Raw genomic sequence first — 16,099 nt, 5'->3', positions numbered from 1 at the left:
ACGTTTTAAGCATTTGCAGGTTCTTCGGGCGCTTCGGCCTCGCCGCTGACGGTGTTGTAGATCACATAGTCGTTGTACTTCGCGAGGTCGCTGGTTTCCCAGATGTTGCGGCCTGTGGTGGTATAGCTCACGAGCTGGGTGTAGATCGCATTGCCTGCTTCGACGCGGTCTTCCTGGATCACGTCGCGGTCAGCAGCCTTCAATTTGGCATCGAGCATCAATGCGTCAAACTCGTTGCATAATGTGGTGATGGCGGCCAGCATCGCTGCGGTAAGGCCATTGGCGGCAAGATCGGTCAGCCCCAGGGTGCCGACGCGAACGACCCTTTTCCCGGTGATGAGCAAATCGGAGTCCGGTTGTTGCGACAGTTCGGAAGTACCGAATTTCCTATACCGCGCACTGGCGGTACCATACTTTGCTTCGACGCGCGTCATTACCGCGCGGATGGCGACACGGAGTTGTTCTGCTTTGGCATCCTTGGCGGCGGTAGCGGTCACCTGGTCCGCGAGCGCCTCAATGTCGGTTACCGAATTCATAAAGCTGTTGACGGACGTTTCAAAAGCGGTGAGGCCTGCCGCAGTCACCCCAAAAGGTGTAAATGCTGACGCATCCCTGCGCATTAAACCAATCTTTTCCTTAGCGATCGTGCCAAGCCTGGCATCTGAGAATTTGTAACCTCGGGTTACTTCTGCTTTTTTCATAATGAACTAATTTTTAATTGTTTGTGAAACAAATATATATAAGAAATAACTTCACAAAATGACATTAATATTTAATTAACGTGCTGTTAATGAGATGTTAAAGGAAATTAAACCGTTAAAATCGGTAGCAGCAATTGTGTATTTGTGAACAAACACGCGCGATACGACCAAAACAGCAAACAGCACCTGAACAGTAGGAACAGCCGTGGCGGAAGGATGGAATTGCCCCCGGGAAGCCGCGGATTGGGAGGCGGAAGTATTGGATTTTGACGCGGAAGCCGTAAAATGTGGGACGGCAGTGTTGGGCTGGGATACGGAAGCATTAAATTGGGACACGGAAGCATTGAATTGGCACACGGAAGCAGTAAACTGGGACACGGAAGCATTCATCAGGGACACGGAAGCATTCATCAGGGCATGTTTGGGCCTTCCGGGTCATCGGGCAGTTTTACCGGGCAGGCTGGTTTCGAATGCGGGAAATTAGGGTTCACAAATCAATGTTTACCAGTCATTTATAACCGTGAATGGCTGAAATATCAGGGTTTACCCTTACGAAAATCAGTGTAAACCCTGATACATTTATCATTTTGATGCAGTTATCTTTACGGCAACGGCAGTACCCCATGCCGCGTTGACGGGAATCACGACACTTTGCTGCCCGGCTGTTGCTAAAAGCGGAGGAAAGAAAACAATTAAAAGATGAAAAAAGTCTTAAAGCTATCGTTTGTATTTTGGCTATTGTTCGCGTGCAGCACGGAGCAGGAAACGGTACAGCAGGAAAAAAAACAGGACAACACCATCACACTGGAAGCATTCAAAAAAGCAACGGGATTGAAGGATTTTGGTAGTACGATCCGCATCCCGCATAAATCGGGAGATTTGGCAGCGAGAAATGCAGGGATGGAAGATTTCATCATCGATTCCGAATTCATCCGGCAGACGCTCATTGATCAAAAGATCACCTATAGTTTCAGCATTGAGCCTAAAGTGATTAAAGCGCAAAGAACACTCTACAACCTTATCGTGTATTATGCCCATGGCAGCTGGCAATTTTCGATATTGGAAATGAAACCCTCCTTCGCCAAATTCCAGCAGATCAAATTGGGTGAGGAAGTGAAGCTCGACGGCGAAATTTCAGAGATATACCACACCGATACGGCAAGAGGCGCTGATTGCTCCATGTTTAGTATGGAGATCCATCACTGCACACATACAGGAGAATGCAGAAGCGGGGAATGTGATGGGTGTAGCCTATGTGTTACTTACATTAATTTTAAAGTATGCCGTTTTGACACAGAGGATTATAGCACAGCAACATATATCGAACCGGAAAATTCAAATGATGGTGGCGGTGGCGGCGGAAGCATACCAATCATCGACCATGAGTATGTGTTTGTTCCAAACTTCAGCCCGGGTAACATCAGGGCTATAAGGGCTGAGCGCGCAGGGCTTTTCTATGATGTATTGACCCCGGAGCAGCAGGCATGGGCGAATAGCCATGCGGAAAATTATAACGCAGTAATCAATTATTTTTTGGATCATTATTACACGGGGGACGTTGGGTTTGCGATTGAGGCTTTGGAAGCATTAATGAATAATGAAGAAGTTGATTTTCCGAAAAAAATCATTTACGCGATACAAGATAAACCCTGCCAGACGGCCATCATAAAAGACGTTATGGAAAGCTGCTCTCCTTTTACTAATTTGATTAATAATACGTTTAATGTTTCGGAAAAGGTGAACATTAAATTTCTTAATGGCGAAATCCCTAACAATCCTGATGCTTTGGCTTACACAAATCCATCCCCTTTGGGTAGTCCTGAAAGTTATGCGATTAGAATTAAATTTAAGAATAGTTATTTAATTTCCGCAACCGACTTATCGATTGCTGCCGTAACTTTACATGAACTAGTCCATGCCTACTTAATCAATCAGTTTATGCATGGAAAATTGCTTGCCGAAAATACTGAATACAATACTTTATTAAATGCATTTTTGACATTTTATGCAAATGAAAATAGTCAAACTGGTCAAACACTTCAAGATGAAATGCACTATGCAATGAGCGTATTTATTGACCGGATAGCCGATAGTTTATACAACTATGCAATATCGAAAGGAATGTCCGTAACACCCGAATATTGTAAAGCAATTGCATGGGGAACAATGAGTGGGACTCCAATGTTTACAGAAATCCTAAACCCGGAACAACAACAGGAATATGAAAATACAGCAGCCATTGAACAGGATAACTTATCCGGAGCACATGGAACTCCATGCAATTAAACTCTGTTTTATTAATAGGCTTAAAACTAAATAATGAATAAGAAAATAATTCTAATACTATTTCTAGCTGTACTTTTTCAAGCCTGTTCATCCAACAAGCCCATAGAAGTATTCCTTAAAACCGAAATTACTGCAAATAAAGAAAAAGGTGTCAAGTCACTTCTATTCGATAAAAAGAAGAATAATCAGGATGTGCTGAATATTTATGCAGGAAAAAACTTGCCCAAGTTATCTTCAAAAGCAGCATCTTTTCTACAGAAGGATTATAATTATTTAATGAAAATATATTGGAATGATACTACCAGCTTATATTGGAATGAAAAGAAAAGAAAAGAATTTTCATTTTCTGAACTTGTCTTAACCAAGGACTGGATGAGGAAAATGTTACCTGAAAAAGACACTATTAAATACTTGTATAATGTATCTGCTCCATTATTCAATAAAAATAAAAAACTGGTTATCTTTTCGATATCGATCAGTTCCCCACCTATAGTACCTGTAGCGGAATACTTAGTGATTATGAAGAAAGAAAAAAGGAGATGGGTGTTAGTGGAAAAAGTTTATGACGGTGGAGTATATTGATTTTATAAGTAAAATTCAATTGAATCCGAAGTTAATAAAAAAAATATGAAACGGGTATCACCGCGCGGGCGTGGGCGTCACGCCCATACACACACGCACAGAAAAGCTGAAAACTAATGTTTAACCTGCGTTTTTTACTGGAATTTAATTAGATTAACCGGCACTAGCATGACGCTCGCCTTTAAAAAAATTAAATGATGAAAAATATATTTTTAGCATTTATACTCATTACAGGCTTTTGCAGCCACAGCCAGATCACTGTTGGCCTTCGAGATGGTTATTGGCTTGAGGATATGCCGCCCGGCAGCTACATCAAAGACATAAATAATGAGTTTGATAAGTTTCAGGGAAAATGGGTGTGGACTAACGGGAACGAAACAGTGACTTTTAAATTGCAGAAAGTGATTCATCATCTTAATCCCTGCGGATCATACGAAGATTTTATGATTGGCAATTATTCATATACGAAAGATAATGGCCTTAATGTCGTAGTCAACACAATTAATCAATCATTGAGTTTAGCGGCGGACGATAATCCTATGTTTTCATTTATAACTAAATCACAATCGATGATTGACTTCTATTTTCACGATATTGCATTAAACAAAGAGGATTGTCGCGCTATTTTCGAATTCTTGCCGGGAAGCACTACACAAATGACCGTTAAATTTAAAAACCGGGAGACATTTGGCATTGTAGTTGATCCAAACAATCCGCCGCCTCCGTATGACTATAGTTTTACGATTCCCCAGGGGATTGTGTTAACAAAGGAGTAAAGAATTCATATCCAAAGGGCTATTGATGTTTTGATGTTCGTTCTCTTGTGATCGTTCGAGCCCCGCGCTAGCGTAAGCGTCACACTAGTACACACACCCACAGAAAAGCTGAAAACTAATGTTTAACCTGCGTTTTTTACTGGAATTTAATTAGATTAACCGGCACTAGCATGACGCTCGCCTTTAAAAAGATTAAAAAGATTAAATGATGAAAAATATATATTTAGCATTTATACTTATTACGAGCTTTTACAGCCGCAGCCAGATCACTGTTGGCCTTCGAGATGGTTATTGGCTTGAGGATATGCCGCCGGGCAGTTATATTAAAGATACAAACAATGAATTCGACCCCTTTGCAGGCAAATGGGTCTGGACAAACGGTGATGAAAAGGTGATCTTCAAATTGGAAAAAGTGGTTCATTACCGTTATCCTTTTGGGTCGTATGAAGATTTCATGATTGGGAATTATTCATACACAAAAGATAATGGGCTGACTATCGTTGCCAATACGATCAACCAATCATTAAGTTTGAATCCTGACGAAAATCCAATGTTTGCCTTTATCACTAAACCAGGATCGAGTATCGATTTTTATTTTAATGATATTCCGTTAGATAAAGATGACTGTCGGGCTATTTTCGAATTTATACCCGGAAGTACTACACAAATGACGGTCAGATTCAAAAACCCTGAAGTAATCAGTTCAATTGAAGATCCAAACAATCCATCACCTCCTTACAATTATGAATTTACCATTCCACAGGGGATAATTTTGACCAAACAGTAACGATTAAGTCATACGGGAGGGTGGCTTTACTCTGTTATTATGAAAACATATATTTAATACTGGATTTGATGATCAGCATTTATAGCAATGCCCACCACTGGCGTGAGGGTCAAGCTCGTGCACACATGGACAGAAATGTTAAAAACTGTTGTCTAAGCTGCGGCTATTTACTGGAATCGCAAAAAAAATCAGAAATCCGTGCAGCGATATTGATAAAAAAACGCCCTGTTTTCACAAGGCGTTTTTTTTTATTAATGTAGGAGTATACTATGCTTTTCCGGCAAGCGCAATCAGGTTCAGCGCGGATCCCGCTACAAACCAGCCAATCTGGCCTTCGTTGTAGGTGTGGTTTGCGAGGATCACATCTACTGAACCGTCTTCGTGTGCAAACTCGAGTGTCAAAGGCACACCCGGAGCAAACTCGGTAAGGTTCGTAAAGCTGATCGTGTCATTCTCCTGGATTTTATCATAGTCCGCTTCATTGGCAAAAGTCAGCGCCAACATACCCTGTTTTTTCAGGTTTGTCTCGTGGATCCTGGCAAATGATTTTACCAATACCGCTTTTACACCGAGGAATCTTGGCTCCATTGCGGCATGCTCCCTTGAGGAACCTTCACCATAGTTATGATCGCCCACCACAACCGAAGGAATTCCGGCAGCTTTGTAAGCACGCTGTACGGTTGGTACGGCTTCATAAGCACCCGTCAATTGGTTTTTCACAGAGTTTGCTTTTTGGTTAAATGCGTTAATGGCCCCAATCAGCATGTTGTTGGAGATGTTGTCCAGGTGTCCGCGGAAACGCAGCCACGGTCCCGCCATCGAGATGTGGTCTGTGGTACATTTTCCAAAAGCTTTGATTAACAATTTGGCTCCCGTAATATTTTTGCGGTCCCATGGGTCGAATGGCGCAAGCAATTGCAGCCTTTCAGAAGTTGGGCTCACTACAACCGATACCCCAGAACCATCCAGTGCAGGTGCTTGGAAACCGGCATCTTCTACTGCGAATCCACGTGGCGGCAATTCGCTTCCTGTTGGTTCGTCTAATCTTACTTCTTCACCATCTTCGTTGATTAACGTATCCGTTAATGGGTTGAAAGAGAGATCTCCTGCAATCGCAAGTGCCGACACCAGTTCAGGCGATCCCACGAAAGCTAATGTATTTGGATTACCGTCCGCACGTTTGGAGAAGTTGCGGTTGAAAGAGTGTACAATGGTGTTGCGCTCTTCTTTTTCAGCCCCTTCCCTATCCCACATCCCGATACATGGTCCGCAGGCATTGGCAAACACGGTCGCCCCAATCGCGTCAAACGCATCGATGAAACCGTCGCGCTCAATGGTGTAACGCACGAGTTCAGAACCCGGCGTGATGGTAAAATGTGATTTTGTCTTTAGGTTTTTCGCAGCCACCTGTTTGGCCAGCGAAGCCGCACGCGAAATGTCTTCGTAAGAAGAGTTGGTACACGAGCCGATTAGTCCGTACTCTATTTTTAAAGGCCAATCGTTTTTGATTGCTTCTTCTTTCATTTTGGAAATGGGCGTTGCCAAATCCGGCGTGAACGGCCCGTTTAAGTAAGGCTCCAGTTCAGAAAGGTTGATTTCGATCACCTGGTCAAAATATTGCTCAGGATTTGCATATACTTCCGCATCACCGGTAAGGTAAGCGGCAATTTTATTGGCTTCGTCAGCGATTTCAGCACGGTCGGTAGAACGGAGGTAACGGTCCATTGACGCGTCATATCCGAATGTTGAAGTTGTCGCACCGATTTCGGCACCCATGTTACAGATGGTACCTTTTCCGGTACAGGACATGGCTTCAGCGCCTTCTCCGAAATATTCCACAATCGCTCCGGTTCCGCCTTTTACGGTCAGGATTCCGGCCACTTTTAAGATTACATCTTTTGGAGCCGTCCATCCGGAAAGTTTTCCGGTTAGTTTTACACCAATCAGTTTAGGAAATTTAAGCTCCCAAGCCATACCGGACATGACATCTACGGCATCAGCACCACCAACACCGATGGCGACCATTCCCAATCCGCCGGCATTGACCGTATGCGAATCCGTCCCGATCATCATTCCGCCCGGAAATGCATAATTTTCCAGCACTACCTGGTGGATGATTCCTGCACCTGGTTTCCAGAACCCAATGCCGTATTTGTTGGATACAGAGGAAAGGAAATCGAATACTTCGTTGCTTTGGGTCTTGGCACGTGCCAAATCGGTAACCGCATCCACTTTTGCCTGGATCAGGTGATCACAGTGCACGGTGGTGGGTACAGCAACTTTAGATTTCCCGGCGTGCATGAACTGCAGTAGGGCCATCTGTGCGGTGGCATCCTGGCAGGCTACACGATCCGGTGCAAAGTCAACGTAGTCTTTACCTCTTGTGAACGCTTTCGAAGGAAGTCCTTCCCAAAGGTGGTTGTATAGGATTTTTTCAGTCAGTGTGAGTGGACGTCCGACAATTTCCCTTGCTTTATCAACGCGGGTAGTCATATTCGCGTACACATTTTTAATCATTTCGATATCAAAAGCCATAAAAAATGTATTGTTTGTTTTTTGTGTTGCAAATTTAATGAATTCGGTGCATACTTGAAAGATTTCTAATAAAAGTAAGCTTTCGAAGCATTATTATTGCTGAAAACGAAATTAAAGAACGATTTTTTGATTAAATATGGCTTTTGAATTAAAATTTTGCCTAATTGTTAATTTAAGGAAGTTTTTTTGATGATTTCGGAATCCATCTCTTTTTCGATAGGGCTCAAAATACAAAGAATGCTTCTAAATTATCAATATAGGTTGAAATTATACTAAGTTTGTAAACGATTTCTTAGCGAAAATATCCGTAAAAATGAATTGGTTGTGCGTGTAAAAAAAATACTCAAAATTTTTGGTCTTGTTTCATTGGTGCTGCTTTTGGCTTTTGGATTGGCGTATACCCAATTTTCAAACAGGCACAAGGCCGTTTTAAAAAACAATCTCTTGTACAAGTTAGGCCTGTCTGATTCAGAATGGCACGTTGGCAACGATTCCCAAAAATACGTCATGTTGTCCCCGACCTTCATGATTGACGACATTTATAAATCGATGCAGGGACCCGCAGGGTCCAGAATGATCCAGATCTCCAGGGATACTTCGATGATCTGGTTCACCGGCTTTGGTGTAGAAGCGCTGGATGCCAAAACAAAAAAGAGGATTTCGAACGATTTTATCTGCCATACCAATTTTGATTTTAATGATGTGCGTTATTACGATGGTCTTGGGCTGAAAGACCGGATTGGGCAACAATTCCCCAGAATGGCTTCTTTATCCCATGGGATGGAGTCATTCCATCTCCCAGCCGGATTTGGTATACCGATGCGTGGCAACGATTTGCTTGAGGTCACCACCCAGGCGCTGAACCACAATGTAAAAGACAGCACGATTTGGGTAAAGCACCAGGTTTCAGTGGAATATTCAAAGGCTGCGTTGAAGCCTTTGCGTGTAGGACATGCGTTTATCATGCTTCCATATGATGAAAAGGACCCTTATCGGGAACCGCTTGATCCTTCGAGGAATTATTGTATCCCGGTTACAACTGACAGCCATGATTATTGCGATGCGAAAGGCCGTAAGCTTTCCGGGCATTGGGTTGTACCCGCGGGAAAAAATACCTATCGTTGTAAGGTCAATGACCAATTGATGATTAAGGATAGTTTACGACTACACGCATCTGCAATCCATGTGCATCCATTTGCCACTTCGATTACTTTATTTGACAAAACAAAAAATGCCGCCGTTTTCACGAGCAGCATTGTAAATTTTAAAAATCGGATTGGTATTGAAAGTATTGCTCCTTTCACATCTGAACAAGGTGTCTGGCTATACAAGGACCATGAGTATGAAGTTGTTCTTGAAGTTAACAATACCACTTCTGTAAAGCAGGATATGATGGGCAGTATGTTCCTTTTCTTTTATGACAGTGAACTTGACGCCCGAATGGATCCGGGTTCTAAAAAAGCGAAGCGATAATTCTCTCTATGGTAATGCCTTCGGCGTCTGCTTTGTAGTTTTTCACCACCCTGTGCCTCAGTATTCCGGTAGCAACCGCTTTAACATCTTCTATATCCGGTGAGAATTTACCATTAAATGCAGCATTGGCTTTCGCGGCCAAAATCAGGTTTTGGGAAGCCCTCGGTCCTGCGCCCCAATCAATGTAAGTCTTGATGTAATCGTTTGACAGTGTATTGTCAGGCCTCGTTTTGCTCACAAGTGTTACAGCATACTCAATCACATTATCAGCAACGGGCACCCTACGGATCAACTGCTGGAAGTCAATTATCTCCTGTGCGCTAAATAACGCATTAATCGTGGCTTTAGCGTCGGACGTCGTGCTTTTTACCACCTGAACTTCTTCCGCAAACGAAGGATAATCAAGTTTTATGGAAAACATAAAGCGGTCAAGCTGTGCTTCAGGAAGCGGATAGGTTCCCTCCTGCTCAATTGGATTTTGGGTTGCAAGCACAAAGTAAGGCAAATCGAGCTTGTAGTTGTGTCCGGCAATGGTCACCGCCCTTTCCTGCATCGCCTCAAGTAGTGCGGCCTGGGTTTTAGGTGGTGTCCTGTTGATTTCGTCGGCCAGGATAATATTGGAAAAAATAGGGCCTTTTATAAATTTAAACTGGCGGCTTTCATCCAGAATTTCACTTCCCAGAATATCGGACGGCATCAAATCCGGTGTAAACTGGATCCTTTTGAAGTCCAACCCCAACGCCTGTGCGATCGTGTTTACCATCAGTGTTTTTGCGAGACCGGGCACGCCGACAAGCAAAGCGTGTCCGCCTGAAAAGATGCTCAATAAGATCTGATCAACAACTTCTTCCTGTCCTACAATGATTTTTGATATCTCGTTTTTCAATTCGGTTCTTTTCTGAACCAGTCTTTCTATAGCAGTTACGTCGGACATGTTGGGATTTTAATTTGGTTGATTATGCATTTGGACAAATATAATTTATTTTTTAAGCCAGTTGCTTTCGAATTCGCAATTTCTGTACTCGCCATTCACCTTGATGTAGGTTTCCTTTATTTTCTCGGTGGTCCATTTTCCGATTTCCTTAATTTGCTTTTCCTTCAAAGCCAAGTCCTTAATTTTCAGGTAATCCTTAGCATAGTCCGCAGTATGTGTTGGGATTTTATTCGTCACCATCACAATCTTATACATTTTTTTCCCACTTTGATCCTCATCTTCAAAAGGCGCGGAAATCTCACCGGTTTTAAGGTTTGAAACCTGCCCATAAAGCACAGGATCCATTTTGGTCATATCAAATTTAGTATCAAGCGTCTTTGGGTTAATCAGTGCGCCGCCATTGGTTTTTGTCTCTTTTTCGTCAGAAGAGCTGCGTGCTGCATCAGCGAAGGAGATCTGACCGCTGACGATTTTCTGCCTGATATTGGTAATTTCTTCTTTGGCATCGTTCATCGATTCTTCGGTAATTTTAGGCATCAGCAAAATATGCCTTAAATCGACTTCCTGGCCTCTGATTTTTTCAATATAAATAATGTGGAATCCAAACGCCGTTTCGAATGGCGCAGATATCTGTCCCTCATCGAGGCTGAATGCTACGTCCTTAAATTCTTTGACAAAAGGTGTTTTGCGGTTCATTTTGTAATATCCGCCATTGGACTTCGATCCAGGATCCTGAGAATACAGTACCGCTTTACTGAAAAAGCTTGAGCCTCCTTCCTGGATGTCCTTTTTGAATGAATTGAGCTTGTCAATTACCTTTTGCTTTTCCTCCTGTGATACCTTCGGCTGGATAACGATTTGGGAAACCTCTACTTCTTCGCCAAACTCCGGCAATTCGTTTTGTGGAATCTTCTTAAAGAAGTTGCGGACTTCTTCGGGCGTAACTTCTACTTTTTCCACAATTTTCTTGCGCATTTCATTGGTTAGCTTTCCCATTTTCAATACATCAAAGAAATAAGATCGGAAATCCTCTTCACTATCCTTTTTGTAAAATTTCACCAGCTTGTCCATCGTACCGCCAGTTTGTTCAAGCATTGCAGCTATTCTCTCGTCCATCATGCCGTTGATTTCGGCATCGGTGACTACAATACTATCCTGAATGGCCTGGTGCGCATACAACCTGTCTTCCATCAACATTCCCAGCATTTGGCAACGGCTGATGTCTTTAATTGAATTTCCCTGACTGGAAAGCTCGATAAAGTTTTTATCAATGTCGGAATCAAGAATCAGGTAATCTCCGACAGTTGCTACGACCCCATCAATTTTTTGTCTTTTGTTGCTGGATTTCTTTGCGGGCGGTACAGTATCCTTTATGATTTCCTGCGCTCCCGCATTTAAAACCGTCAACAACATTACGGCCCAAAGCATTCCAATCTTTTTATTTATAAATTTCATATTTGTCATTTTTGATGGCATCATCTGTTATTTCCTTTTCAAACTTTTTAATCAATTCCAGCTTTCTTTTATTCAGGATCACTTCTATTAATGTGGGCTTCAGGTAGGCATAAGGCGCAATCTGGTTTTTATCAATGACATCCCGTACCTTAACAAGATAGACATTATTTCCTTCGGGCCTTTGAAACGAAACACCTCCTGAAATATATGTGTCCCGGTTGTCTGGATTAATGAACGGCAACTTTCGATAAATCTGCCCCATGTCTACCCAGACTGAATCGTTGAGCGCCGAATTTTTGAACTGTACCTGATAGGTATCCCAAAACTTCCTATCAGATTTCCTGAAATCAAGGAACTTACTCCTTATGGTTTCAAACTTTGGGTGATCCTTAGGCAGGTTAATGAACCGAAGCCGCACTAAAATTCCGTTTGTTCTGAAATTATCCTTATTCTCCTTATAATAATCCTTCAGTTCATTGTCGGAAACCAACGTGTCGATTGACCGCTTAACAATTTCCTCCAGATACGCTTTGGTGTAAAGATCACTTTTGTACTGTTTAATCAACTCGTTGAATTCGGCCTTCTTATCTTTTCCAAGATTTACTTCGGCAGCTTTAATCAGCAGTTTCTGGCTTGCCCAGCGGTCGATAAAATTTTTCACGATAATGACACTGTCCGGTTTGGATGTTCCCGGAGGAATTAAATCCCGGATATCGTCTTTGTACAGATAGGATTCTTCAACACGGGCAATGGCTTCCGGCTTCGCCTCAGGCTTGAAATTTTTGCATGACAAAAAGCAGCAAACAAGTAATATGCCGAGGCTGCGCCCCATCTATATCTTGATTTCCTTTTTCACTTTTTCAAAAACATCCTGATTCACCTTGATGCTGAATTCCTTTTTCAACGCAGTCACCCAATTTTCCTCAAGATACTGCTGGTAATCATTAATTGCCTTGCCTTTACATTCCTCCAGCTTTTTGGAGCCTTCGGGGATAACCTTGTTTACTTTGGCCACAAAATAGTAATCACCTTTTTGCGAAGTCTCGGTAACGCCCGGCTGTGACAGGATATTTTTTGGAAGCACGTCATTGCCTTCTTCGTATACACCTTCACTGATCATAATATTCACAGATTCCTTCGTGTTCAGTTTTTCTTTTATAAAATCTGCAGATTTCCCCTGCTCTAACATTTTCCTGGCTTTTTTAGCAAACTCAGGATTGGTGGAAGAAGCGATCAAAACATCATACCTTTTCTTCCATTTGTAATTTTGCTCGTGGCTTTTGTAAAAGTTCTCGAGTCCGAGCGTATCCGTTTTAGACTTTTCCCAGATCTCTTTCTCCATAAGGTCAAACAACAGCAGGCCGTCGCGGTATTCTTCCATGACATCGGCAAATTCAGGAAACTCTTTTTCCAAATCGTCATTATAGTAGACATTCAATTGTTCGTCAACGAAGTCTTCATACAACTTGTCTACAGCCTTATTGATTGGTTTCAGTTCAATTGGGTTTTTCTGTCTCTTGTCAACATATTCCAGAAAAGTAGTCGCGTTAATCGGCTTTTCCTGAATTTTAAACAGCGGCTTTTCAAAATCCTTACCCTCAGTTGGACGCTTCCAGGCACTGGTATAGTAATCATTGGTCACTGTTTTTGCTGCCAATGCGTATAATTTATCATCGCGTTTTAACGGAAATTTCTTTCTCAATTTTTCATTCATTGAATTGGTGATAAGCCTGGAACGCTCATCCTTCCTGATTTTACTATCCAATTCTGTTTCCATTTGCTCATACGTTTTTACCGGGAATTTATCCATAAGCTTCACGATATGCCATCCAAACTCTGATTCAAATGGTTCAGACAATGGCTTTTCCTTTGTTAGGGAGAATGCGACGTCTTCGAACTTCTCAGAACTCAATTCCCCTGAAGAGAACCTGCCCAATACACCACCTTTTGCTGCTGAAGATTTATCTTCAGAAAATTGCTGCGCCAACGTCTCGAAACTTTCACCCTGCTGTAATTTCTTATAGATATCCTGTATTGTAGACTTTGCTTTTTGCGCCAGAACCGGATCAGACGGACGGTTAATCATGATGTGTGCCACGGTGATTTCGCCACGGTTGTCGCGGATGTCTTCCACTTTGATTAAATGGTATCCGAAACGGGTGCGCACAACATTTGAAACCTTCCCTTTTTCGGTTTTATAAGCCGCTGACTCGAAAGGGTAAATCATTCTGAAGACAGAAAAATACCCTAATTCACCTTTGTTTTCCTTGGCAGAGGGATCCTGTGAGTATTGCTCGGCAAGCCTGCCAAAATCCTCACCATCAATGGCTTTTCTGCGAATATCCTGAATTTGTTTGTATGCTTTCAACGTATCCTCTGGGGTAGCATTTTCATCAACCATCAGTAGAATATGAGACGCTTTGATTTCTTTTAGGGATCGGTTATAAGCTTCCTGAATCAATTCTTTGGTCACTTTTGAATCCGTCAGGTAATTCTTGGCCAACTGGCTTCTGTAGGATTTGAGTTCGGTCTGGTACTTGGGATTGTTTTGCAGTCCGAGCTTATTTGCTTTGTTGATTTTGAGTTTGTAACCAATAAAAAGTTCTAAATATTGGTTTAAATCCTTCTGGCTTTCGTCTTTTACCAAATCGATATTTTTCTTGTAAACCCTCGCAAATTCGTCGGTGTAATAAGGTTTGTCATCGATGGAAAAGAGCACTTCCTTTTTGCTGTTTTGGGCTACAGCTGCCAGATTCAGGGTTAGAAACAGCCCTAGAAGCAATTGTTTCATTCTCATTATTGCTAAATTTTCAATTTAAATTTTAATTGTTTTTGCGCACATGGTATTCCAATTTTCAAAAAACACGGAAAGCCACCATTTTAATCTGTAACAACCCGACAAAATTAACAATTCAAATACATTGTGCAAGTTTGTTGAATACTATTAACATAAAATTATAGCGAAGTTTTTTGAACGTGTAAACGCTTAAAAACATTGGCATTACATCGCTGTGACAATAAATTGGCTGCGCCTGTTTTGCTGGTGCTCTGCTTCGGTGCAGTCAATACCATCAACACATTTGTTTACCGGTTGCGACTCGCCGTACCCTTTTGCCGTGAGCCTGCCGGGTGAAATGCCCCTCTTTACAAGCCAGCCCATTGTAGCTTTCGCGCGCTTATCAGATAATTTCTGGTTGTATTTTCGCGTCTGTCGGCTGTCCGTATGGGAACGGATATCAATTTTGAGGTTGGGATTTTTCTGCAATAATACCAATACTTTTTCAAGCTCCAATGCGGCGTCAGGCCGGATGTTTGCGCGGTCTAAATCAAAATAAATCATACGGATTCCGAGTTTCGGGCCAACATCATCACCTTTAGCGTAGGTTTTAAATCTTTTATCCAGCGGAATATTTACGCTTGTTTTCCCGTACGCCTTCGGTACATCAATGGTCATTTCTTTGGTTTCATGTTTCAGTTTGCTCGCGCGGATGTAGTACTTTCGATCACAGTCCACGTGAAAGCTGTAGAATCCCAGCTCACTCGCGTACATTTCTTTAACAATATTGAATTGTGCGTCCAGTAAAACGACTTGTGAATTTCCAAGAAAATCTCCGGTCTCCTCGTCAACCACATACCCCTCAATTACCTGTTCGCAGCTAATCTTCCTGGTTTCGGTAAAACGGTAAATATCATCTGACCCAACGCCTCCTGGTCGATTTGAACTAAAAAAGCCATTCCTGCTTTTGCTGTCAATCAGGAACGCGAAGTCATCGTCCTTTGAATTAAGCGGTTGTCCCAGATTCTTTACCTCTTCAAGCGTACCATCCTCTTTTATCTTAGCAACAAATACGTCAAGACCGCCCAATCCGGGATGGCCGTCAGAGGCAAAATACAACTCATTGTCATCGGAAATGAACGGAAAGGTTTCTTTTCCTTCGGTATTAATTGTCGGCCCTAAATTGACTGGCTTTCCAAAAGTTCCATCGGTATATACTTTTATTTTATAAATGTCAGACTGGCCAAATCCGCCGGGCATGTCGGAGGCAAAATACAATTCCCTGTCATTTGTACTCAAAGCGGGATGCGCACAGCTGAATTCATCGCTATTGAAATCGAGCTCTTCAACGTCTACCCATTCAATTTCGTCAAAAGTAGCACGATACAGCTTCAATAATGTCCTTTTGTCTTTGCTTCTACCCTTTTTGCCGTCAGTGAAATTATTGCGGGTGAAATACATCGTTTTCTGGTCCTTTGTAAAGATGGCAGACGCTTCGTTAAACTTTGAATTCAGGATGTTGGTGAACTTTTCGGGTGCTGCCATACTGCCATCGACTTTGGCTTTTGACGCATATAGGTTACTGAACGCCTGATTGCTCCATTTCATTTTCCTGACGAAAGGCCCACCGGTGTCTCTGGCCGTGGTGAATACCAGTTCGTCTCCGAAAAATGCACCGCCGTAATCGGACTGTTCCGAGTTGAGTCCGGCATTTTTGATATTGAACCGTCCTGAATTTTCCTGAATTTTTTCAAGATAACCTTTATCTGCAGCGTATAATCTGGCCCGTTGGTC

General features: G+C 42.4%; 14 protein-coding genes. 7 read left to right on the top strand and 7 right to left on the bottom strand.

What is annotated here, in order from left to right:
* Positions 1-5 precede the first annotated feature (5 nt).
* Complete coding sequence (locus CFE23_RS01225; protein WP_291082837.1) at positions 6-701, bottom strand: hypothetical protein; 696 nt, start codon at positions 699-701, stop codon at positions 6-8.
* Positions 702-845: 144 nt separating this feature from the next.
* Here CFE23_RS01225 and CFE23_RS01220 point away from each other — a divergent pair, with 144 nt between their 5' ends.
* The 6 genes from CFE23_RS01220 to CFE23_RS01195 all read left to right on the top strand — a co-directional run bounded on the left by CFE23_RS01220 (position 846) and on the right by CFE23_RS01195 (position 5,132).
* Entirely contained in the window at positions 846-971 is a 126-nt protein-coding gene (locus CFE23_RS01220) for a hypothetical protein (protein WP_291082834.1), read from the top strand.
* 15 nt (positions 972-986) lie between these two features.
* The gene (locus CFE23_RS01215; protein ID WP_291082831.1) at positions 987-1,268 is read left to right on the top strand and encodes a hypothetical protein; all 282 of its coding nucleotides are present in this window, start codon (positions 987-989) and stop codon (positions 1,266-1,268) included.
* Positions 1,269-1,400: 132 nt separating this feature from the next.
* A complete protein-coding gene (locus CFE23_RS01210; RefSeq protein ID WP_291082828.1) occupies positions 1,401-2,987 on the top strand; it encodes a hypothetical protein in 1,587 nt (528 codons plus the stop codon).
* 33 nt (positions 2,988-3,020) lie between these two features.
* Positions 3,021-3,569: a hypothetical protein gene (locus CFE23_RS01205; protein WP_291082825.1), complete on the top strand. Its 549-nt coding sequence runs from the start codon at positions 3,021-3,023 to the stop codon at positions 3,567-3,569.
* Between the two features lie 194 nt (positions 3,570-3,763).
* Complete coding sequence (locus tag CFE23_RS01200; protein WP_291082822.1) at positions 3,764-4,345, top strand: DUF6705 family protein; 582 nt, start codon at positions 3,764-3,766, stop codon at positions 4,343-4,345.
* Between the two features lie 205 nt (positions 4,346-4,550).
* Complete coding sequence (locus tag CFE23_RS01195; RefSeq protein ID WP_291082819.1) at positions 4,551-5,132, top strand: DUF6705 family protein; 582 nt, start codon at positions 4,551-4,553, stop codon at positions 5,130-5,132.
* A gap of 267 nt (positions 5,133-5,399) precedes the next feature.
* On the opposite strand, the gene CFE23_RS01190 is transcribed toward CFE23_RS01195, so the two are convergent.
* Positions 5,400-7,667, bottom strand: coding sequence for an aconitate hydratase (locus CFE23_RS01190; protein WP_291082816.1), 2,268 nt, complete (start codon positions 7,665-7,667; stop codon positions 5,400-5,402).
* 324 nt (positions 7,668-7,991) lie between these two features.
* Here CFE23_RS01190 and CFE23_RS01185 point away from each other — a divergent pair, with 324 nt between their 5' ends.
* Entirely contained in the window at positions 7,992-9,140 is a 1,149-nt protein-coding gene (locus CFE23_RS01185; protein WP_291082813.1) for a hypothetical protein, read from the top strand.
* Here the strand turns inward: CFE23_RS01185 and CFE23_RS01180 are convergent.
* From CFE23_RS01180 to CFE23_RS01160, 5 genes are all read right to left on the bottom strand, one after another.
* Positions 9,121-10,074 (bottom strand): MoxR family ATPase, encoded by a 954-nt coding sequence (locus tag CFE23_RS01180; protein ID WP_291082810.1) that lies wholly within the window; start codon positions 10,072-10,074, stop codon positions 9,121-9,123. The two genes, CFE23_RS01185 and CFE23_RS01180, sit on opposite strands and share 20 nt — an antisense overlap.
* Positions 10,075-10,119: 45 nt before the next feature.
* Positions 10,120-11,529 (bottom strand): peptidylprolyl isomerase, encoded by a 1,410-nt coding sequence (locus CFE23_RS01175; protein ID WP_291082807.1) that lies wholly within the window; start codon positions 11,527-11,529, stop codon positions 10,120-10,122.
* Positions 11,513-12,361 (bottom strand): hypothetical protein, encoded by an 849-nt coding sequence (locus CFE23_RS01170; protein ID WP_291082804.1) that lies wholly within the window; start codon positions 12,359-12,361, stop codon positions 11,513-11,515. The genes CFE23_RS01175 and CFE23_RS01170 overlap by 17 nt, the downstream gene beginning before the upstream one ends.
* Positions 12,362-14,326, bottom strand: coding sequence for a peptidylprolyl isomerase (locus CFE23_RS01165; protein ID WP_291082801.1), 1,965 nt, complete (start codon positions 14,324-14,326; stop codon positions 12,362-12,364).
* Positions 14,327-14,530: 204 nt separating this feature from the next.
* Positions 14,531-16,099, bottom strand: a 1,569-nt coding sequence (locus tag CFE23_RS01160) for an OmpA family protein (protein ID WP_291082798.1), incomplete at its 5' end; no start/stop codon positions are given.

Origin of the sequence: Flavobacterium sp. BFFFF1 (genome assembly GCF_002256285.1) — a bacterium.
GTDB lineage: Bacteria > Bacteroidota > Bacteroidia > Flavobacteriales > Flavobacteriaceae > Flavobacterium.
The sequence above is the reverse complement of the archived record's forward strand: the minus strand, read 5'-3'. Positions and strand labels throughout refer to the sequence as shown.

What these genes read in the sequence shown, in the direction of transcription:
- CFE23_RS01225 (WP_291082837.1), bottom strand. Translation starts at nt 701, where the DNA reads ATGAAAAAAGCAGAAGTAACCCGAGGTTACAAATTCTCAGATGCCAGG.
- CFE23_RS01200 (WP_291082822.1), top strand. Translation starts at nt 3,764, where the DNA reads ATGATGAAAAATATATTTTTAGCATTTATACTCATTACAGGCTTTTGC.
- CFE23_RS01195 (WP_291082819.1), top strand. Translation starts at nt 4,551, where the DNA reads ATGATGAAAAATATATATTTAGCATTTATACTTATTACGAGCTTTTAC.
- CFE23_RS01175 (WP_291082807.1), bottom strand. Translation starts at nt 11,529, where the DNA reads ATGAAATTTATAAATAAAAAGATTGGAATGCTTTGGGCCGTAATGTTG.
- CFE23_RS01210 (WP_291082828.1), top strand. Translation starts at nt 1,401, where the DNA reads ATGAAAAAAGTCTTAAAGCTATCGTTTGTATTTTGGCTATTGTTCGCG.
- CFE23_RS01180 (WP_291082810.1), bottom strand. Translation starts at nt 10,074, where the DNA reads ATGTCCGACGTAACTGCTATAGAAAGACTGGTTCAGAAAAGAACCGAA.
- CFE23_RS01165 (WP_291082801.1), bottom strand. Translation starts at nt 14,326, where the DNA reads ATGAGAATGAAACAATTGCTTCTAGGGCTGTTTCTAACCCTGAATCTG.
- CFE23_RS01205 (WP_291082825.1), top strand. Translation starts at nt 3,021, where the DNA reads ATGAATAAGAAAATAATTCTAATACTATTTCTAGCTGTACTTTTTCAA.
- CFE23_RS01215 (WP_291082831.1), top strand. Translation starts at nt 987, where the DNA reads ATGTGGGACGGCAGTGTTGGGCTGGGATACGGAAGCATTAAATTGGGA.
- CFE23_RS01190 (WP_291082816.1), bottom strand. Translation starts at nt 7,667, where the DNA reads ATGGCTTTTGATATCGAAATGATTAAAAATGTGTACGCGAATATGACT.
- CFE23_RS01170 (WP_291082804.1), bottom strand. Translation starts at nt 12,361, where the DNA reads ATGGGGCGCAGCCTCGGCATATTACTTGTTTGCTGCTTTTTGTCATGC.